At 71.5% G+C, this 17988-nt stretch carries 21 protein-coding genes; 17 read left to right on the plus strand and 4 right to left on the minus strand.

Annotated elements, in window-relative coordinates; genetic code table 11:
• Positions 1-11: 11 nt before the first annotated feature.
• The 6 genes from C4V41_RS23405 (at position 12) to C4V41_RS23430 (ending at position 4921) form a co-directional block, all read left to right on the plus strand.
• A complete protein-coding gene (locus C4V41_RS23405) occupies positions 12-890 on the plus strand; it encodes a Vgb family protein (protein WP_103958068.1) in 879 nt (292 codons plus the stop codon).
• Between the two features lie 69 nt (positions 891-959).
• On the plus strand, positions 960-1907 hold the full coding sequence (locus C4V41_RS23410) for a quinone oxidoreductase family protein (RefSeq protein WP_103958069.1): 948 nt from the start codon (positions 960-962) through the stop codon (positions 1905-1907).
• Positions 1908-1912: 5 nt separating this feature from the next.
• Positions 1913-2533, plus strand: a complete 621-nt coding sequence (locus tag C4V41_RS23415; RefSeq protein ID WP_103958070.1) for a LysE family translocator — start codon at positions 1913-1915, stop codon at positions 2531-2533.
• A 260-nt stretch (positions 2534-2793) separates the two neighbouring features.
• Positions 2794-2988: a hypothetical protein gene (locus tag C4V41_RS23420; protein ID WP_103958071.1), complete on the plus strand. Its 195-nt coding sequence runs from the start codon at positions 2794-2796 to the stop codon at positions 2986-2988.
• Positions 2989-3052: 64 nt separating this feature from the next.
• Positions 3053-3865 (plus strand): patatin-like phospholipase family protein, encoded by an 813-nt coding sequence (locus tag C4V41_RS23425; RefSeq protein ID WP_103958072.1) that lies wholly within the window; start codon positions 3053-3055, stop codon positions 3863-3865.
• 24 nt (positions 3866-3889) lie between these two features.
• Positions 3890-4921, plus strand: a complete 1032-nt coding sequence (locus C4V41_RS23430; RefSeq protein WP_103958368.1) for a 1-acyl-sn-glycerol-3-phosphate acyltransferase — start codon at positions 3890-3892, stop codon at positions 4919-4921.
• On the opposite strand, the gene C4V41_RS23435 is transcribed toward C4V41_RS23430, so the two are convergent.
• Positions 4866-6350, minus strand: a complete 1485-nt coding sequence (locus C4V41_RS23435; RefSeq protein ID WP_103958073.1) for a cobyric acid synthase — start codon at positions 6348-6350, stop codon at positions 4866-4868. The two genes, C4V41_RS23430 and C4V41_RS23435, sit on opposite strands and share 56 nt — an antisense overlap.
• 135 nt (positions 6351-6485) lie before the next feature.
• Here C4V41_RS23435 and C4V41_RS23440 point away from each other — a divergent pair, with 135 nt between their 5' ends.
• Entirely contained in the window at positions 6486-7802 is a 1317-nt protein-coding gene (locus C4V41_RS23440) for an MFS transporter (protein WP_103958074.1), read from the plus strand.
• 3 nt (positions 7803-7805) lie between these two features.
• Here the strand turns inward: C4V41_RS23440 and C4V41_RS23445 are convergent, their stop codons facing one another.
• A complete protein-coding gene (locus tag C4V41_RS23445; RefSeq protein WP_103958075.1) occupies positions 7806-8039 on the minus strand; it encodes an antitoxin in 234 nt (77 codons plus the stop codon).
• 171 nt (positions 8040-8210) lie between these two features.
• Between C4V41_RS23445 and C4V41_RS23450 the strand changes: the two genes are divergently transcribed.
• Positions 8211-8906 carry an SDR family oxidoreductase gene (locus C4V41_RS23450; RefSeq protein ID WP_103958076.1) on the plus strand — a complete coding sequence of 232 codons (696 nt, stop codon included), beginning with the start codon at positions 8211-8213 and terminating at the stop codon, positions 8904-8906.
• Positions 8907-8939: 33 nt separating this feature from the next.
• A complete protein-coding gene (locus C4V41_RS23455) occupies positions 8940-9977 on the plus strand; it encodes a MerR family transcriptional regulator (protein WP_103958077.1) in 1038 nt (345 codons plus the stop codon).
• Here C4V41_RS23455 and C4V41_RS23460 read toward each other — a convergent pair.
• Positions 9944-10918 carry an aldo/keto reductase gene (locus C4V41_RS23460; RefSeq protein ID WP_103958078.1) on the minus strand — a complete coding sequence of 325 codons (975 nt, stop codon included), beginning with the start codon at positions 10916-10918 and terminating at the stop codon, positions 9944-9946. The two genes, C4V41_RS23455 and C4V41_RS23460, sit on opposite strands and share 34 nt — an antisense overlap.
• Positions 10919-11000: 82 nt before the next feature.
• Here C4V41_RS23460 and C4V41_RS23465 point away from each other — a divergent pair, with 82 nt between their 5' ends.
• The 7 genes from C4V41_RS23465 to C4V41_RS23490 all read left to right on the plus strand — a co-directional run bounded on the left by C4V41_RS23465 (position 11001) and on the right by C4V41_RS23490 (position 16135).
• Positions 11001-11627, plus strand: a complete 627-nt coding sequence (locus C4V41_RS23465; protein WP_160150366.1) for a TetR/AcrR family transcriptional regulator — start codon at positions 11001-11003, stop codon at positions 11625-11627.
• Positions 11628-11687: 60 nt separating this feature from the next.
• Complete coding sequence (locus tag C4V41_RS63120; protein WP_200824161.1) at positions 11688-12071, plus strand: hypothetical protein; 384 nt, start codon at positions 11688-11690, stop codon at positions 12069-12071.
• Positions 12029-12568 carry a DNA-3-methyladenine glycosylase family protein gene (locus tag C4V41_RS63125; protein ID WP_200824162.1) on the plus strand — a complete coding sequence of 180 codons (540 nt, stop codon included), beginning with the start codon at positions 12029-12031 and terminating at the stop codon, positions 12566-12568. Before C4V41_RS63120 ends, C4V41_RS63125 begins: the two co-directional genes overlap by 43 nt.
• A gap of 18 nt (positions 12569-12586) precedes the next feature.
• Complete coding sequence (locus C4V41_RS23475) at positions 12587-13543, plus strand: phosphotransferase enzyme family protein (protein ID WP_103958080.1); 957 nt, start codon at positions 12587-12589, stop codon at positions 13541-13543.
• Positions 13544-13611: 68 nt separating this feature from the next.
• On the plus strand, positions 13612-14391 hold the full coding sequence (locus C4V41_RS23480; protein WP_200824163.1) for a lytic polysaccharide monooxygenase auxiliary activity family 9 protein: 780 nt from the start codon (positions 13612-13614) through the stop codon (positions 14389-14391).
• Positions 14392-14473: 82 nt separating this feature from the next.
• Positions 14474-15052, plus strand: a complete 579-nt coding sequence (locus C4V41_RS23485) for an RNA polymerase sigma factor (RefSeq protein WP_103958081.1) — start codon at positions 14474-14476, stop codon at positions 15050-15052.
• Between the two features lie 3 nt (positions 15053-15055).
• Positions 15056-16135: a hypothetical protein gene (locus tag C4V41_RS23490; protein ID WP_103958082.1), complete on the plus strand. Its 1080-nt coding sequence runs from the start codon at positions 15056-15058 to the stop codon at positions 16133-16135.
• Here C4V41_RS23490 and C4V41_RS23495 read toward each other — a convergent pair.
• Positions 16132-17028, minus strand: coding sequence for a LysR family transcriptional regulator (locus tag C4V41_RS23495; RefSeq protein WP_103958083.1), 897 nt, complete (start codon positions 17026-17028; stop codon positions 16132-16134). The two genes, C4V41_RS23490 and C4V41_RS23495, sit on opposite strands and share 4 nt — an antisense overlap.
• Positions 17029-17099: 71 nt before the next feature.
• Here C4V41_RS23495 and C4V41_RS23500 point away from each other — a divergent pair, with 71 nt between their 5' ends.
• The gene (locus C4V41_RS23500; RefSeq protein WP_103958084.1) at positions 17100-17981 is read left to right on the plus strand and encodes an SDR family NAD(P)-dependent oxidoreductase; all 882 of its coding nucleotides are present in this window, start codon (positions 17100-17102) and stop codon (positions 17979-17981) included.
• The last annotated feature ends 7 nt before the right edge of the window (positions 17982-17988 follow it).

Genomic DNA, 17988 nt, shown 5'->3' on the forward strand with positions numbered 1-17988 from the left:
GGGGGACACCTATGTTGACCATGATCGCCGAAGGCTCGCCCTACGGCGTTGCCACCGGGCCGGACGGGGCGCTGTGGTTCACGCTCGTCCATGAGGGGCGGGTCGCCAGGATGGTGCCCGGTCAGGCGCCGGTGATCCACCAGCTCGACCCCGCCGACGGAGACCCGACGGTGATCACGCAGGGCCATGACGGTGCCATGTGGTTCACGGAGTTCAAGGGTGACCGGGTCGGCCGCATCACCACCGACGGCCGGCTGACGTCCTTCGCGGCGACCACCCCGTACGGGATCACCGCAGGCCCTGACGAGGCCATGTGGGTCACCCAGATGCAGCCCGGAACGATCGCACGCATCGGGGCAGATGGGGTGATGACGGAATTCAAGGTGCCGGTGGAGGGCGGCATGGTCGCCTTCATCACGGGCGGCCCCGACGACGCCCTCTGGTTCACCCTCAACCAGGGCAACGCCATCGGACGCATCTCGCTGTCGGGCGAGGTGACCGTCCATCCGCTCCCGACGGAAGGCGCCGCGCCGGTGGGCATCACGCTGGGGCCGGACGACGCCCTCTGGTTCGTGGAGATCGGCGCGGGCCAGATCGGACGCATCGACACCTCAGGAAAGATCACCGAATATCCCCTCCCCAACCGGGCCGCACGCCCCCACGCCATCACCACGGGCTCTGACGGCGCCCTCTGGTTCACCGAATGGGGCATCGGCCGCCTCGGCCGCATCACCACCGACGGCACCATCTCTGAACACCCCCTTCCCCCCATACCGCCCGCGGAAGGGGAGACGACCGAACGAAAGGCCGAACCGCACGGGCTGACGGTGGGCCCCGACGGAGCGATCTGGGTCGCCCTGGAAGCAGGCGCCCTGGCCCGCATGACCTGACAACCCTGTTGGCGTCGTGCGAGGGGGGGTGGGTGGCGGTGGGCGTTGGGGGAGGGGTTGACTAGGGGTATGCATGCCATCATCGTCTCCGCCCAAGGCGGCCCAGAGGTTCTCGAATACGTCGAGCGTCCCGATCCCGTACCCGGCGAAGGCGAGGTGGTGGTCGATGTAGCCGCCAGTGGTGTCAACTTCATCGACATCTACCACCGCTCCGGCGCCTACCCGCTCCCCCTCCCCACCACCATCGGCTCCGAGGGGGCGGGGACGGTGTCGGCCGTCGGTCCCGGGGTGCGGGACGTCGCCGTGGGGAACGTTGTCGCCTGGGCCAGTGTGCTCGGGAGCTACACCGAGAAGGCCGTAGTTCCGGCCAATCGGGTGGTGCCGGTGCCGGAGGGTGTGCCGGCCGAGGTCGCGGCCGCGGCGATGCTGCAAGGCATGACGGCCCACTACCTCACCCACTCCACCTACAAGGTACGCGAAGGCGACCAGGTGCTCGTCCACGCCGGAGCGGGCGGCATGGGCCAGTTGCTCATCCAGCTCGCCAAGCTCAAGGGCGCCAAGGTCTACACCACGGTCTCCACCAGCGAGAAGGAGAAGCTGGCCCGTGCGGCGGGCGCCGACGAGGTGCTGGGTTACGACGACTTCGCGCAGGCGTTGAGCGGCAAGATCGACGTCGTGTACGACGGTGTCGGCAAGGCCACGTTCGACGGCGGGCTGGAGGCGTTGCGCCCCCGCGGCCTCATGGCCCTGTACGGCGCCGCCAGCGGCCCCGTCCCCCCGATCGACCCCCAGACGCTCAACAAGCAGGGCTCCATCTTCCTCACCAGGCCCACGCTCGTGCACTACATCGCCGCACGCGACGAGCTCCTCCAGCGCGCCTCCGACCTGTTCGGCTGGATCTCCTCGGGGCAACTGACCATCAACGTCTCCCACCGCTATCCCCTGGCCCAGGCGGGGCAGGCGCACGAGGATCTGGCGGCCCGCCGCACCACAGGAAAGCTGCTCCTCATACCCTGACCTTCATGGACATCGCCGGATCGATATGGTCGTTCGCCGCCGTGGCCGCCCTGCTCACGCTCACCCCCGGCCTCGACACGGCCCTCATCCTGCGAACATCGCTGCTGGCAGGCCGGCGCCCGGCGTGGGGAGTCACGCTGGGCATCCAGCTCGGCACGCTCGTCTGGGGCATCCTCACGGCGGCCGGCCTGTCGGCGCTCCTGGCCGCCTCGCAGCTCGCGTACGACATCCTGCGCTGGGCCGGGGCGGCGTACCTCATCTGGATGGGGTTGCGCATGCTCCTGACCAGGTCCGGCCCGCAGGATGCGCCGGAGGGCCAGGAGGTCCGGTTCGGCACCGGGTTCCGCCGCGGCCTGGTCACGAACCTGCTCAACCCCAAGGTGGGGGCGTTCTACGTGGCCATGCTGCCGGCGTTCATCCCCGACGAGGCGCCGCACGCGCTGATGGGGTTGCTGCTGGCCGGGGTGCACGTGGCCGAGGGGCTGGTGTGGAGCGCGCTGCTGATCGGCTTCGCCACGCTGATGGGCGGTTTCCTGCGGTCGGCGGTGGTGCGACGGGTGCTCGACCGGCTCACCGGCGTGGTGATCGTGGGCTTCGGTGTACGGCTGGCGGCTGTCAGCGATTGAACCCACGGCGCGGCCGGTGATCGGCTCGGTTGAACCCGCAGCACGGCCGGTGATCGGCTCGATTGAACCCGCAGGGCGACCGGTGATCGGCTCGGTCTCGATCACCATTCCCCTGGCGTGACCTGCCGCGTCGGCCGCAGTTGGTCGGCCGTTCTGGGCGATGTACCGGGCAGGTGCCGGAAGGGCACATGGTGCACGTGGTCGTCCCGGATGGGCGGCGGATGGGAGGATCAGAGGCCTCCGACGGGAGGTGGGCGCGTATGAACATCGGTGTGGTCGAAGCGATCATCTGGCTGGGGGTGCTGTTCCTGGTCGTCTACGCGGCGGTGCGGCTGGCGCTCAAGCATGACAGGCGCAGCCGGACCCCCTCCCCCCACGAGGCCGAGGACCGCAGGCTCAGGGAACGCCTCGCCGAAGCCGCCGAAAAGGAGCGCGGGCAACCTGGCGCTCCGTAGCCCCCCGGTGGATCCCCGGGCTGGATGATGGTGTCCAGGCATCCGGCGATGAAGGGTGAAGTGCGTGGAGACCGCGTTCGTGCTCGGTGGCGGCGGCGTGCTCGGCGCGCACGAGGTGGGCATGCTGCAGGCCCTCGACGAGGCCGGTGTCCGGCCCGACCTGGTGGTGGGCACGTCCGTCGGGGCGCTCAACGGGGCGCTCATCGCCGCCGCCCCCGACGAGGCCGTCGAGAGGCTCACGGCGTTGTGGCGCTCCGACGTCGTCCGTACGGCCTTCGCCGGGTCCTGGGTGGCGCGGCTGTCCACGCTGGCCAGGACCGGCACCCACCTGCACCCGGTCGGACCCCTCCGCGCGCTGCTGGCCGAGACCGTGCGGATCCAGCGGATCGAGGAGCTGGAGGTGCCGTTCCAGTGTGTGGCGGCCTCGATCGAGCGGGCCGCGGCGCACTGGTTCACCAGCGGGCCGCTGGTCGACGCGGTGCTGGCCTCGTGCGCGGTGCCGGGGCTGCTGCCGCCCGTGGTGATCGGCGGGGAACACTTCTACGACGGCGGCCTGGTGCACAGCATTCCGATCGGGCGGGCCGTGCGGCTGGGCGCCAAACGGGTCTACGTGCTGCACGTCGGCCGGGTCGAACGACCCCTGTCGCCGCCGCGGCGGTTCTGGGAGGTGGGGCTGGTGGCGTTCGAGATCGCCCGCCGGCACCGGTTCGCCGAGGACCTGGCCACGCTGCCGCCCGGCGTCGAGGTGCACGTCATGCCGGCCGGGGTGACCGAGCCGCTCTCGAACCTGCGCTACCGCGACGTGTCACAGATTTCGGCCTGCATCGACCGGGCCTACGAGGCGTCTTCCCGCTACCTGCGGAACAGTGGAGGATGAAAGCAGACACCGAGGGAGGCCGTGTTGCTTCCACCACGCATTCTGCGCCGGCTCGTGCTCGCTCCGCTGGTCATCGTCGTGACCGCGTTCATGCTCGTGACGCTGCCGCTCTGGCTCGTCGTCACGGCCGCCGCCTCCCTGCGCCTGCCGCCGCCGCAGCGTAAGGGGCCGCGGTTCGTCTGGTTCGGCATGTCGTGGCTGACGCTGGAGTCGGCCGTGCTGATCGCCTGCCTGTGGTTGTGGCTGGTGGGCGGGGCCCGCGGCCAGGAGCGGCACTACGCGCTGATCGAGTGGGCTCTGACGAAGGTGTACGCGGCCGCGGTCCGGATCTTCCGCCTGACCGTGGAGATCGAGGAGCCCGCGCCGACCGAGGAGGAGCAGGGCGCGCGCCTGACCCGGCCCGTCATCGTGCTGTCCCGGCACGCGGGCCCCGGCGACTCGTTCCTGCTGATCTACCATCTGCTGGCGCGCTACCGGCGGCGGCCCCGCATCGTCATGAAGGCGGCGCTCCAGTACGACCCCTCGCTGGACGTGATCATCAACCGGCTGCCGAACGCGTTCGTGCCCCGCAAGTCCGGCCAGCGGCGGATCATCGAGGAGATCGAGCGTCTCGCCCAGACGATGGGCGATCGCGACTCCCTGGTGATCTTCCCCGAGGGCGGAAACTTCACGCCGCGCCGCCGCCGGCTCGCGATCCGGCGACTGGAGGAGAAGGGGCTCGACGAGGAGGCCGAGCGGGCGCGCGGCATGGACCACCTGCTCCCGCCCCGCCCGAACGGCGCCATCACGGCCATCGAGGGCTGCCCGTCGGCGGACGTGATCTTCGTGGCGCACACCGGCCTCGACGACCTCATCACCCTGGGGGACATCTGGCGCAAGCTCCCCTACAGCGCGCGCATCACCGCGAAATGGTGGCGGGTGCCCGCCTCCGAGATCCCCCGGCGCCGCGAAGACCGCATCCGCTGGCTGTACGACCACTGGGAACAGATCGACGACTGGATCAGCGCCCAGCGCCAGGCGGCAGGGACGGCACCGCCGGCGGGCCATGCTCGATAAGACGCAGCAGCGCGCCGGTGTCGAGGTGCCGTTCGACCAGGTCGCCGAGCGCGTCGAGCCGCGCCTCCCGCAGCCTGGCGAAGTCCGTGTCAGGAGCGGGTACGAAGTCCCGCCCCGCCCGCCCGGCCACGTCCGCCAGGAAGGCCCGGCGGAAGCCGTCGTTCTCCAGCGCGCCGTGCCACGTCGTGCCCCACACGTCGCCGGCCCGGCACCCGTCGAGGAACGGCTCGCCGCCGTCCACCGTGGTCAGCCCGTGGTGGATCTCGTACGCGCGCACCGGTTGCCCGTAGGCCACGCCCTCGGGCCTGCCCAGCCGCTTCTCCGGGACGAACTCGACCCGCGCCGGCAGCATCCCCAGCCCCTCGACCAGCCCCGCCTTCGACTCGACCTCGTCCACGATCTCGCGCCCGAGCATCTGGAACCCGCCGCAGATGCCCAGGACAGGCCCTTTCCGCTCGCGGATCGCCGCCGCCAGGCCGCTCTCGCGTAGCCACGCCAGGTCGGTGACCGTGGCCCGGGATCCCGGCAGCACCACCAGGTCGGCGTCGTCCAGCTCGGCAGGGCCGGTCACGAAGCGCACCACGACGCCCGGCTCGGCGGCGAGCGCGTCGAGGTCGGTGAAGTTCGAGATCCTCGGCAGCTTCGCGACCGCCACCCGCAGGGTCTGCCGGCCGTGCGGGGCGCCCATCACGACGCTCCGGTTGTCCAGGCCCAGCGAGTCCTCGACGTCCAGCCAGAGCCCGTCGAGCCAGGGCAGCACCCCGTAGACCGCCCGCCCGGTCAACTGCCTGAGCTGGTCGAGCCCCGGTTCCAGCAGCTCGGGAGCACCGCGGAACTTGTTCACGACAAATCCGGAAATGTGGGATTGGTCGGCGGCGTCCAGCAGCCCCACCGTGCCGTAGAACGCGGCGAACACCCCGCCCCTGTCGATGTCGCCCACCACGATCACCGGCAGGTTCGCGGCCCTGGCCAGGCCCATGTTCGCGATGTCACCACGACGCAGGTTGATCTCGGCGGGGCTGCCCGCGCCCTCGCACACCACCACGTCGTACCGCTTCCTGAGCCGCTCGAACGCCTCCAGCGCCGTGGCGCGCAGGAGATCCTTCAGCGCGCCGTACTCCATGGCGTCCACGTCCGCGACCGGCCGGCCCATGAGGACGACCTGGCTGCGGCGGTCGCTGCCCGGCTTGAGCAGGATCGGGTTCATGTCGGCGACCGGTTCGAGGCCGGCCGCCTGGGCCTGCATGACCTGGGCGCGGCCGATCTCGGCGCCGTCGGCGGTGACGTACGAGTTGAGCGACATGTTCTGGGCCTTGTACGGCGCCACCCGGACGCCCTGCCGGGCCAGCCACCGGCAGATCCCGGCGGTGACCACGCTCTTGCCCGCGTCGGACGTGGTGCCCGCGACGAGCAGTGCCCCCTTGACCATGCGATCACCGTATCGGAGCCGATGAGACGAAATTTCGTGGCAATCTCCCATTTACGAATGCTGTGACTTCTGTCACTCTGGCTAGAACAATGCCCTAGAACGCGATTCTAGATTCTCCCTACCGAAAGGGTGGGCATGGTCGGGACGTTGGGTTCGCCGCGCACAGGCATCATCGACGCGCGGTCCCGCGCGCCATTCGGCTGGGCGCCGCTGGTCGTGCTCTTCATCGTCGGACTGGTCGATCGGATCGAGCACAACCTCCTGTCCGGGGTGCTTCCGCTCATCCAGCAGGAATGGGGCTTCAACGACACCGCCGCCGGCTCCATCCCGACGGCCGCCGCCCTGGCCGCGGCCATCGTGTCCCTGCCCGCCGGCTATCTGGCGGACCGGTTCAGCCGGACCCGCATCATCACGGTGGTCGTCTTCCTCTGGGCGCTGGCCACGCTGGGCTCCGGCCTGGCCACCGGTTTCGCCATCTTCTACGCGATGCGGGTGCTGCTGGCGGCGGCCGAGAACATCGACAACCCGGCCGCGGGCAGCCTGCTCGCCGACTACTATCCGCCGGCCACCCGGGCGAAGGCGTACGGGCTCACGCGCGTCACCACGTACCTGGGCGGTATCGGCACCCTGCTCGGCGGGGTGCTGGCCGAGGCGTTCTCGTGGCGTACGGCGTTCCTCATCATGGTCGTCCCCGGCGTGCTCACGGCCGTGCTCGTCTGGTTCCTGCGCGAGCCGCGGCGCGGCGAGCTGGACCGGCTGGTGGCCGGCGGCGAGACACCTCCCGCCGCCGGGAAAGCCGAGGTCAAGCCGCCGTTCGGGAAGCAGTTCCGCCAGGTGATATCCGTCCCCACGCTGGTCTTCGTCTGCGTGGGGCTGTCCTTCCTCACCCTCGGCCTGGCCGGCGTGTTCTTCTGGCTGCCCACGCTCATGGTGCGCGAGTTCGCCGTCGGGGTGGGCGCGGCCAGCTCGCTGGCCGGCCTGATCACCATCGCCGGCACGCTGACCGGCACCCTGGTCGGCTCGTGGCTGGGCAGGAAGTGGCACGGCACCCGCAAGGGCGGCCGGCTGCTGGCGGGCGGCGGCGGCATCACCGCCGGCTCTCTGGTGCTGGCGGCCGCGCTCTCCATGGACTCGATCGCCGGGCTGACCGCGCTGGTCCTGGTCTCCTGCTCGCTGATGTCGATCGCGATCCCCAACATGACGGCCTGCCTGGCGGACGTGGTGCCGGCCGCCTCGCGCGGGCTCGGCTTCGCCGTCCTGCAACTGCTCATCACGGCGGGCGGCGCGTTCGGGCCGCTGGTCGTGGGCATCGCCTCGGATCAGCTCGGCTCCCTGCTGTCCGGCATGTACCTCCTGGTGATCCCCATGGTCATCGGCGGCCTGGTCACGCTGGGAGCCAGGGCGTCGTTCGAGCGCGACGCGGAGAGGGTGCTGGAGGAGGCGCGCCGCTGAGGGTCAGGCTTTCGGCGGCCTGCCCTCCGCCGGTGGCGTCTCAGGTCGCCGTTCCGTACGCCCCCCGCCATACCGGCGCTGTACGGCGTCGGCGCCCTTGCCGATCTGATCGTCGTACTTATGCCCCGTCTTCTCCTTCACGAACTGCTCGGCACGGTCGATCACCTGGTCCGCCTGCTTGGAGTGCCCTCGGGCCAGGTCCTCGGCCTTCTTCAGCCACTGTCCGATACGGCTCATCACAAATCCCCCTTCCAGTCGCCCCCTACCCTTCGGACGATGCGTCACACGGGGGCGTCAGGAGGCGATCGGCATGACTCCCCCTTGGGTGATTCGGCTCACATCGTTTGCCTCTGACGTCAATGTCAGGTTTTAACGTAGTGACATCCGACAATCGCCTGGAGGCGACCCATGAAGATTTCCGGCTCCACCGCCCTCGTCACCGGTGCCAACCGCGGCATCGGCCGCCATTTCGCCGAACAGTTGCTGGAGAGGGGCGCGAAGAAGGTGTACGCCACCGCCCGCGACGCCCGGCGCGTCGACCTGCCCGGAGTGGAGGTGCTGGAGCTGGACATCACCGACCCGGCCTCGGTCGAGGCGGCGGCCGCGGCGGCCCAGGACGTCACCCTCCTGGTCAACAACGCCGGCATCTCCACCGGCGCGAACCTGGTCACGGGCGACCTCGCCAAGATCCGGCTGGAGATGGACACCCACTTCTACGGCACGCTGTCCATGGTCCGCGCCTTCGCCCCGGCTTTGGGCGCCAACGGCGGCGGGGCGATTCTGAACGTCCTGTCCGCGCTGTCGTGGTTCTCGGCCGACGGGGCCAACGCGTACGGCGCCGCGAAGGCCGCCGCGTGGAGCCTGACGAACGGCGTCCGCCTCGAACTGCGCGGCCAGGGCACCCAGGTCACGGCCCTGCACCTGGGCGCCGCCGACACCGACATGATGGCCTGGTACGAAGGCGCCAAGACCGACCCCGGCGACGTGGTCCGCGCCGCGCTCGACGGTATCGAGGCGGGCAGCATGGAGGTCGTCGTGGACGAATGGAGCGCCGCCGTCAAGGCGTCCCTGGCCGCCGACCCGGCCCTGTTCTACACGGCTTGAGTCTCCATCAGGGGGAGACGCGAAGGTGGGGGCATGGACGGGGACACGCTCTACTCGATCGGTGACCTGGCCCGGCGTACCGGGCTGACGGTCAAGACCATCCGGTTCTACGCCGATCAGGGCATCGTGCCTCCCACCGGCCGCAGCCCCGCCGGCTACCGCCTGTACGACATCACCGCCGTGGCCCGCCTCGACCTCGTGCGCACGCTACGTGACCTGGGGCTGGACCTGCCCACGATCCGCAGGGTCGTGGACCGCGAGGTCTCGCTCCCCCACGTCGCCGCCGCGCACGCCGAGGCCCTGGAGGTCCAGATCCGCACCCTGCGGCTGCGACGGGCGGTGCTGACGGCGGTGGCCAGGCGTGGCTCCACCCCAGAGGAGACGGAACTCATGCACAAACTGGCCAGACTCTCCGAGGACGAGCGTCACCGCCTGATCGACGACTTTCTCGCCGCGGCGTTCGACGGGCTGGACACCGATCCGGCGTTCGCGGGCGCCATGCGCTCGCTGACCCCCGAGCTTCCCGACGACCCCGAGCCCGAGCAGGTGACGGCCTGGGTGGAGCTGGCCGAGCTGTCGGGCGACCCCGGCTTCCGCGCCGCCCTGCACAGAATGGCCCACCATTACGCCGACGACCGCCATGCCACCGGCGGCACCGGCCGGAACGCGACCTCCGGGTCCAGAACCCCGGTCGTGTCGCAGGGCGCCGCCGCGCTGGCTCGGGGGGCCGCCGCACCCGCGTTGGCCGCGGGCGTCGGCCCGGACTCCGCCGAGGCCGCCTCGATCGTCGCGGCCGTGTTCTCCCGCTATGCCCGTCACCTGGGCCTTCCGGACGACGCCGACCTCCGGCGGCGGTTCCTGGACCGGCTGGAGGCCGCGAACGACCCCCGCAGGGAGCGCTACCTCGAACTGCTCGCCGTCATCAACGGCTGGCCGGCCCCGGAAAACCTGGCCCCGGTGCTCGACTGGTTCATCCGGGCCGCCCAGTCCCACACCGGAGCCCAATCCCAGACCGGGGCTCAGTCCCAGACCGGGGCTCAGTCCCAGACCGGAGCGAACTTCTCCGGATAACGAGCGCCGAAGCCGCCGTTCGGCAGGATGTCGGCGATGTGCTTCAGGTCGGCGTCGTCGAGCGTGAGGTCCGCGGCGCCGACGTTCTCCTCCAGCCGCCGGACACTGCGGGTGCCGGGGATCGGGACCACGTCGTCACCCTGGGCGAGCAGCCAGGCCAGGGCGAGCTGGGCGACCGTGGCACCCTTGGCGGCCGCCAGCTCGGCGAGCCGCTCGGTGGCCGCCACGTTCCGCTCGTAGTTGCCGGGCTGGAAGCGGGCGTCCCAGGTGCGCATGTCGGTGGGGTCGTACTCGGCGCCGGGCTTGGCCTGGCCGGTGAGGAAGCCGCGCCCGAGCGGCGAGTACGCCACGAACCCGATCCCGAGCTCGCGCAGGACCGGCAGCAGACTCTCGACCTCCCGCTCGAACAACGAGTACTCCGTCTGCAGCACCGACACCGGCAGGACGGCGTGCGCGCGCCTGATGGTGTTCGGCCCCGCCTCGCTCAGCCCGAAATAGCGGACCTTTCCGGCGTCGACGAACTCCTTGACCGTCCCCGCCACGTCCTCGATCGGCACCTGCGGGTCGACGCGGTGCTGGTAGAGGACGTCGATGACGTCCACGCCCAGGAGGCGCAGGCTGTTGTCGACGACCTCGCGGATGTGCTCGGGCCGGCTGTCCACGCCGCCCTCCCGGGTGCCGGTGAAGTCGAACCCGAACTTGGTGGCGATGACCACCTCGTCACGGACGGGTGCGAGGGCGGCGCCGACGATCCGCTCGTTCTCGCCCTGCCCGTAGAGCTCGGCGGTGTCGAAGAACGTCACGCCCAGGTCGTGGGCGCGGCGGATGGTCGCGATCCCCTCTTTCTCATCCGACGGCCCGTACGCCAGGGAGATCCCCATCGCGCCGTATCCCAGTGCCGAGACCGTCAGGCCCTGCCGTCCGAGGCTTCGCTGTTCCATGATGCGTTTCCCTACGATGTGAGAGGTCTCTTACATAATGTGAGAGTACTCTAACATTCGAGAGCGGGGAGAATCGGTCGGTGTGAGCAGTTCCACGGCGCCACGGCGCGGCTACCATCACGGCGACCTGCGCGCCGGGTTGATTCGCGAGGGCATCGCGCTCCTGGCAGAGACGGGGGTCGCGGGTTTCTCCGTGGCCAAGGTCGCCGCGCGGGCCGGGGTGTCGTCGGCGGCGCCGTACCGGCACTTTCCCGATCGTGAGGCGCTGCTGGCGGCGTGCGCGGCCGCCATCATCGCCGAGGTCACGGACGTGCTGGCGGCGGCGGCCGAACAGGCGGGGGACGATCCGGTCGACCGGCTGGCCGCGACGGCGGGCGCCTATGCCCGCTACGTGCTCGACCATCGGGCCGGCATCGACCTCGTCTACTTCCACGACCTCTCGGGGCCGTACCACGAGGTCGTCCAGGAGGAGAGCCGCCGTCTGACGAGCGCCCTGATGGACCTGGTCGCGGCCGTCCTGCCCGAGGACACCTCGTGGGCGGACACCGTCGAGTTCGTCTACGTCCACCTGTCGATGACGCACGGCTACGCGACCCTGCTGCGGCAGAGCACGCCCAAGGACGCGGAGGCCTACGCCGCCCGCGCGGCCGCCGCCGCCCGCGACCACATCACCGGCCACCTCATGCGCCTGCACGGCAGCACACCCTGACGTCCCGGCGTCCGGGCGTCCCGGCCGGGGTCGTCGCAGGCGGCGCCTACGATGGCGCGCATGACCACGCACGGATTCACGCTCACCGCCGAGGGCCCGTTCGACTTCGGCGCCTCCCTGCGCTTCGTGGAGGACTGGCCGGCCACGAGCACGCTGCCGTCCGACGGAGAGACGTTGCGTTTCGCCTACTGCGCGGAGTCCGACTGGCTGCCGCTCGGTGTGAGCGTGACGGGCGCGCCCGGCGGGGTCGCCGTGACCACCACGCGGGCCCCCGGCCCGGGGATCCGGGGTGAGGTGGCGCGGATCCTGTCGCTCGACGTGGACGGCGCCGGGTTCGCCAAGCTGGGCGAGGCCGACCCGGTGCTCGGTGACCTGCAGCGCCACCGCCCGGCCTGCGGCCCGTGTGCTTCTGGAGCCCGTGGGAGGCGGCCTGCTGGGCGGTGATCGTGCAGCGCTCCTCGATGCTCATCGCCGCCAGGATCAAGCAGCGCATCGCGGAGCGCCACGGCGCGCGGGTAACCGTCGACGGGCACACGTTCGCGGCCTTCCCGCCGCCCGTGTCACTACTGGAGGCCGACGCGCTCGGGCTGCCGGCGCAGAAGGAGGAGTGGGTGCGCGGGCTGGCCAGAGCGGCACTCGACGGCGTCCTGACCACCGAGCACCTGCGCTCGCTCGCCCCGGAGGAGGCCCTGGCCGAGCTGCGCGCCCTGCCCGGGGTGGGGCCGTTCTCGGCGGGGCTGATCCTGATTCGCGGGGCGGGCGCGCCGGACGCGTTCCCCGGTGACGAGCCGCGGCTGTTCGGGATCCTGCGTGAGGCGTACGGGCTGCCCGAGGACACGCCGCCCGCCTCCTACCGCAGGCTGGCGGAGGCGTGGCGCCCCTATCGGTCCTGGGCCTCGTTCCTGTTCCGGGCGATTTCCTATGGCGCCGCCGGCGAATAGACGCCGATACTGCCTCTTGTGGAGGGGCTGATCGCTTATGCGCGGGAGGCGTTCGGGTGGGACGGGGACGTCACGGCGTCGCTCGGGCCGCGGGGCGCGCTGGGGCAGATCTGGCGGCTGGAGGTGGGCCACGAGCGATACGCGCTGAAGGAGACCTTCGCCGAACCCGCGTCCGGCGCGCTGATCGCGACGGAGCTGGCCTTCGCGCGGCGGGCCGCCGACGCGGGCGTACGCGTGCCGGCCGCCCACCCTGACCGCGAAGGGCGCTATCTGGTCACGACCCCCGGCGGCACGTGGCTGCGTCTCTACGACTGGGTGGACCTGCGGCCGGTCTCACCGTCGGCCCCGGCCACGCCGGGCGAGCTCGGCACGCTGCTCGCGCGCCTGCACCGCTGCGCCCCCGCCATGAAGAGCGAGGCGGACGGCGGGCCGCCGGCCTCCTGGTACGACCGCGTCCCCGCCCCGCACGAATGGGCCGAGGTCGCGCGGGCGGAGGCGACGTGGGCCGCGCCGCTCAGAGAACGGCTGGCCACGCTGCCCGAGCTGTGCGCGGCGGTCACGTCGGCCGACCCCGCCGACCTGATCACCTGCCACCGCGACCTGCACCCCGACAACGTGCTGGCCGGCCCCGGCGGCGAGCTGGTGGTCGTCGACTGGGACAACGTCGGCCCGGCCACGCCCGCCCGCGAGCTGGCCTCGGCCATGTTCGACTGGTTCGGCGGCGATCCGGACGCGATGCGGGGGCTCTACGACGCGTACGTGGACGAGGGCGGCCCCGGCCGGATCACCGGCCCCGCGGACTTCTCGATGGCCCTGGCCACCCGCGTGAACTTCCTGCTGGTCCAGTCGCGCGTCGCCATCGACCCGGAGGCCGAGCCCCGGCACCGGGAGTGGGCCGAACGCGAGATGGACGAGATGCTGCCCATCCTGCCCACCGTCCGGCACCTGGCCGACGTCCTGGAGCTGACCCGATAACCGGCGAAGATCCGAACCTGCGCGGAGCCGAGGCCGTACCTCAAGTACAGGACGAACAGGGAGGCCACGTGCGGCACCGGATCATGGGACTGAGCACCGGAATCCTGCTGACGACGGCCCTGGTCACAGGGCCCGCGGGCGCGCACGGGGCGCTGGAGAACCCCCTCAGCAGGGCGGCGGCGTGCGGGCCGGAGAGCCCGAAGACGGCGAAGTCGGCGGCCTGCCGCGCGGCCAGGGCGGGCTCCTCCGGGCTGCCCGGCGACTGGGACAACCTCAGGGTCGCCAATGTCGCGGGCCGGGATCGCCAGGTGATCCAGGACGGCCGGCTGTGCAGCGCCGGGATCCCCGCCTTCAAGGGCCTCGACCTGGCCCGCGCCGACTGGCCCGCCACCACGCTGCGGCCGGGGGCGCGCTTCACGTTCAAGTACCGGGGCACGATCCCGCACAAGGGCACCTTCCGGCTGTACGTCACCAAGGCCGGTTACGACCCCGCCAAGCCGCTGAAGTGGTCGGATCTGGAGCGCAAGCCCTTCCTCAAGGCCACCGACCCGAAGCTGACCGACGGCTCGTACGCCATCAAGGGCCGCCTGCCCGACCGCAACGGCCGCCACCTGATCTACACGATCTGGCAGAACTCCGACACGCCCGACACCTACTACTCCTGCTCGGACGTGATCTTCAGCGCCGCGCGCAACAGCGGCGGCGCGCCCCTGCCCGCGCCCGCGTACCGGGAGGTCGGCTACAGTAGCTCGTCCTGGCTGGCCGGTGTGGGAGCGCTGCTGGCCATCGCCGGATCGCTGATCACGCTCGCCCTCTGGCCCAGGCACCGGCGTGCCGGCGGTAAATAGCGGAAAATAGCGGAAAATAATCGCGAAGAAGACCCCCGGCATCGGGCAATCAGCGCCGACCCTCTTTCGAGAAAGGCGCCGGATGCATGACCCTTCTTCCCACCCCGCCGTACGGCTGGCCGAGGAACCGGACGACGCGCTGGTCATCGAGAAGTCGCGCCACGAGCCCGAATGGTTCTCGATGATCTTCGATCGGTACTTCACCGCGATCCACCGCTACGTGGCCGCCCGGCTCGGGCCGAGCGCCGCCGACGACGTGGCCGCCGAGACGTTCCTGGCCGCCTTCGACCAGCGCGACCGCTACGACCTGACCCGCTCCGAGGCCAGGGCCTGGCTGTACGGCATCGCCACCAACCTCATCGGCCGCCATCGCCGCGGCGAACTGCGGCTCTACCGCGCCCTCAGCCGCTCGGCGGCCCGCGACGACGTCGAGAGTCACGCCGACCGCGTGGCGGATCGGGTGACGGCCGAGCAGCTCAGCCCCCGCCTGGCCCGCGGCCTGCGGAGCCTGTCGCCGGGCGACCGCGACGCGCTGCTGCTGGTGGCCTGCGCCGGGCTCAGCTACACGGAGGTGGCGTTCGCCCTGAAGATCCCGACAGGCACCGTCGGATCCCGGGTGAACAGGGCCAGAGCCAAGCTGCGGAAGACGTTGGGGGTCTGAACCATGGAAGAACTGCAGGAACTGCGCCACCGCCACGACGCCATGCCGGACCCCGCCCCGGAGAGCGTCGAACGGGCCCGTGCCCGCCTGAACGCCCACATGCGCCGCCCCCGGACCCGCCGTGTCCGGCCGGTGTGGGGGCTGTCCCTGGCCGGCGGGGCCGCCGCCGCGCTGCTCGCCGTGGCGGTGACGGTCTTTCCGCAGACCGCCCCGGAGAAGAAGGAGACCCCCCTGGCACGACCGTCCACCACCGTCACCGAGCTGCGGATACGCCCGGTGGCGAACGCCGCCGACCTGGCGGGCAACGCGGCGGTCCTGGCGGCCGGCGAGCCCGTATGGACGGCCGAGTCCGAGCAGTGGGGCTATGTGAAGACCGCGAACGCCCAGACGCGGGTGGACGGCGGCGAGTGGCTGCGCGGCGCGCCGGAGGTGACGAACACCCGGGAGATGTGGCGCCGGCTCAACGACAAGGCGTTCGCCGCCATGGAGGAGGGCAAGCTCAAGATCTACAAGGGGTCGGAGTTCGAGGTGACCTACCCCTATCTCCTCGCCCTGCCGACCGACCCCGGGCAGTTGCTGGCCCGGGTCTACGAGACGGTCGACGCGGAGAACGCCAGGAACCGTGAGTCCATCCGGCAACGGGTCCTGGAACGGGCGAAGGTCACGGGCAAGACGCCCGAGGAGACCGAGCGCGCGGTCAAGGAGTCACTGACCCCCTTCACCTCGCAGGACCGCGACCGGTGGGCGTTCCAGCTCATCGCGATGGGCATGGGGGACGCCGCGCTGCCGGCCCGGCTCCGCGCCGCCATGTACGGCGCCATGGCGCGGATTCCCGGCGTCCGGTACGAGGCCAAGTCGTCCGACCTGCTCAAGCGCCAGGGCATCACCCTGTACCACGTCCTGGACGGCTATCTGCGCGACGAGATCTTCGTCAACCCGAAGACCTACGAGTACCTGGGCTATCGCACCGTCGTCGTCAAGGACCACCAGGACCCGATGACGCCCTACGCCAAGGGTGAGATCCACCACTGGAGCGCCCTGGTGACGGCGGGCGTCGTGGACGAGGCCGGTCAGAGACCCTAGAGGGCCGCGCGGCGCAGTGCCTGTGCCAGGTGGGCCACCGGCTCCGGCATCGGCCCCGGCAGGCGGGCCAGCAGGAGGCGGCGCTGCTCCTGGGGCCCGCCGCGCACCGGCAGGACACGGACCCCATCGGGCACCGCGGGGGCGAGCGTTACGGGGACCGTGGTCAGGCCCTGACCGGCGGCGACGAGGCCGAGCTTGGCCAGCCAGTCGCGGGCGGCATGGGCGATCTCGGGGCGCTCGTCCAGGCCGGGCCAGGCGCCCATCCCGTTGCTCTCCGGGCTGGCGATCCAGCGCTGCCCGTGCAGGTCGGCGACGTCGATGTAGTCGCCGCGGGCCAGCGGATGGCCGGCCGCCACGGCCACGCGCAGGCTGCGTTCGGCCAGGGTCCGCAGCTCCAGCGCCGGCTGCTCGGTGTCGGGCGGGCGGAACGGCGGGACGGAGGCCAGCACCGCGAGGTCTACCGTGCCGGCGCGCAGTGCCCTGGCCAGCGCCGGTGTGCTGCCCTCCCTGGTGGTGACGGTGATGGCGGGATGCGTACGGCGCAGCGCCGCCAAGGCCTCGGGGACCAGGGCGGCGCCCGCGCTGGCGAACCAGCCGAGGCGGACCGTGGCGGGCTCGCCGGGCAGTCCGGCCAGCTCGCGCGCCCCTGCGTCCACCTGGTCGACGACGGCGGCGGCGCGGCGCAGCACGATCCGGCCCGCCGCCGTCAGCCGTACGCCGTCATGGCGGCGTTCGAGCAGCGGGGCGCCCGCCGCCCGTTCGAGTGCGGCGATCTGGCGGGAGACGGCTGACTGCGTGTAGCCGAGTGCCGTGGCCGCCGCGGTGAGCGTGCCGCGCTCGGCCACCTCGCGGAAGACCCGCAGGGCGGTGAGCGATGCGTCGGTGAGGGCCATGACATTTACGCATATCAGAGTTGAGAAACTTTCGCTGGTGGCATGGCCCCGACCGTTTCTAACCTGGGCGCATGATGACACCCCGAGTGGCCCTGGTGACCGGCGCGACGCAGGGCCTGGGCCTGGCCCTGGTCCAGGGACTGGCCCGGCGCATGAACGCCGCGGACACCGTCTACCTGACCGGCCGCGACGCCACCCGCGTGGCCCAAGCGGCCGAAACTGCCCAAAAAGCCCAGGCTGCCTCAGCAGGCCAGACTGCCGCAGTGGCGCCCGCTACGGGTGCTCGCGTCCGTGGTGAGGTCTTCGACGTCGCCGATCCGGAGGCCGCCGCCCGGCTCGCCGGCCTGCTGCGCGACCGGCACGGCGGCGTCGACGTCGTGTTCGGCAACGCCGTCATGCGCATCGGCCCCGCCGACGACCCCGGCGCGATCGTGGACACCTACACGCAGGTCAACAACTTCGGCACCACCCGGCTGATGCGCGCCTTCGCGCCGCTGCTGCGCGACGGCGGCCGGCTGATCGTGGTCGCCAGCTCGCTGGGCACGCTGCACCACCTGGCCCCCGTGCTGCACGACCGCTTCGACGGGCTGACGTCCCTGGAGGAGGTGGACGAGCAGGTGGCGGCCTGGCGGGACGCCGTCAAGGACGGCAGCGCCCGTCCCGGCGCCTGGCCCGGCTTCATCAACATCCCGTCCAAGATCGCCCAGGTCGCCGCCGTACGCGCCCTCGCCGAGCAGCGCCGCGCCGAGGACGCCCGCAGGGGCATCCTGCTCGCCTCCACCTGCCCCGGCATGATCAACACGCCCACCTCGGCCCTCTGGTGGGACGTCTCTGGCGCGCCCACCCCCGACCGGGCCGCCGTACCACTGCTCGACCTGGCCCTGGGCGACGCCGATCCCGCGTATTACGGCGAGCTGGTCCGCTTCGGCAAGGTGCTGCCCTGGAGGCCATAAAGACCGT

This window comes from Nonomuraea solani, assembly GCF_900108335.1.
GTDB classification, from domain to species: domain Bacteria; phylum Actinomycetota; class Actinomycetes; order Streptosporangiales; family Streptosporangiaceae; genus Nonomuraea; species Nonomuraea solani.

Bases quoted from the DNA above. Each gene is read 5' to 3' on its own strand.
- C4V41_RS23440 (WP_103958074.1), top strand. From the start codon at position 6,486: ATGGTCGGGACGTTGGGTTCGCCGCGCACAGGCATCATCGACGCGCGG.
- C4V41_RS23500 (WP_103958084.1), top strand. From the start codon at position 17,100: ATGATGACACCCCGAGTGGCCCTGGTGACCGGCGCGACGCAGGGCCTG.
- C4V41_RS23405 (WP_103958068.1), top strand. From the start codon at position 12: ATGTTGACCATGATCGCCGAAGGCTCGCCCTACGGCGTTGCCACCGGG.
- C4V41_RS23460 (WP_103958078.1), bottom strand. From the start codon at position 10,918: ATGGAACAGCGAAGCCTCGGACGGCAGGGCCTGACGGTCTCGGCACTG.
- C4V41_RS23485 (WP_103958081.1), top strand. From the start codon at position 14,474: ATGCATGACCCTTCTTCCCACCCCGCCGTACGGCTGGCCGAGGAACCG.
- C4V41_RS63120 (WP_200824161.1), top strand. From the start codon at position 11,688: ATGACCACGCACGGATTCACGCTCACCGCCGAGGGCCCGTTCGACTTC.
- C4V41_RS23445 (WP_103958075.1), bottom strand. From the start codon at position 8,039: ATGAGCCGTATCGGACAGTGGCTGAAGAAGGCCGAGGACCTGGCCCGA.
- C4V41_RS23410 (WP_103958069.1), top strand. From the start codon at position 960: ATGCATGCCATCATCGTCTCCGCCCAAGGCGGCCCAGAGGTTCTCGAA.
- C4V41_RS23455 (WP_103958077.1), top strand. From the start codon at position 8,940: ATGGACGGGGACACGCTCTACTCGATCGGTGACCTGGCCCGGCGTACC.
- C4V41_RS23490 (WP_103958082.1), top strand. From the start codon at position 15,056: ATGGAAGAACTGCAGGAACTGCGCCACCGCCACGACGCCATGCCGGAC.
- C4V41_RS23450 (WP_103958076.1), top strand. From the start codon at position 8,211: ATGAAGATTTCCGGCTCCACCGCCCTCGTCACCGGTGCCAACCGCGGC.
- C4V41_RS23495 (WP_103958083.1), bottom strand. From the start codon at position 17,028: ATGGCCCTCACCGACGCATCGCTCACCGCCCTGCGGGTCTTCCGCGAG.
- C4V41_RS23435 (WP_103958073.1), bottom strand. From the start codon at position 6,350: ATGGTCAAGGGGGCACTGCTCGTCGCGGGCACCACGTCCGACGCGGGC.
- C4V41_RS23415 (WP_103958070.1), top strand. From the start codon at position 1,913: ATGGACATCGCCGGATCGATATGGTCGTTCGCCGCCGTGGCCGCCCTG.
- C4V41_RS23420 (WP_103958071.1), top strand. From the start codon at position 2,794: ATGAACATCGGTGTGGTCGAAGCGATCATCTGGCTGGGGGTGCTGTTC.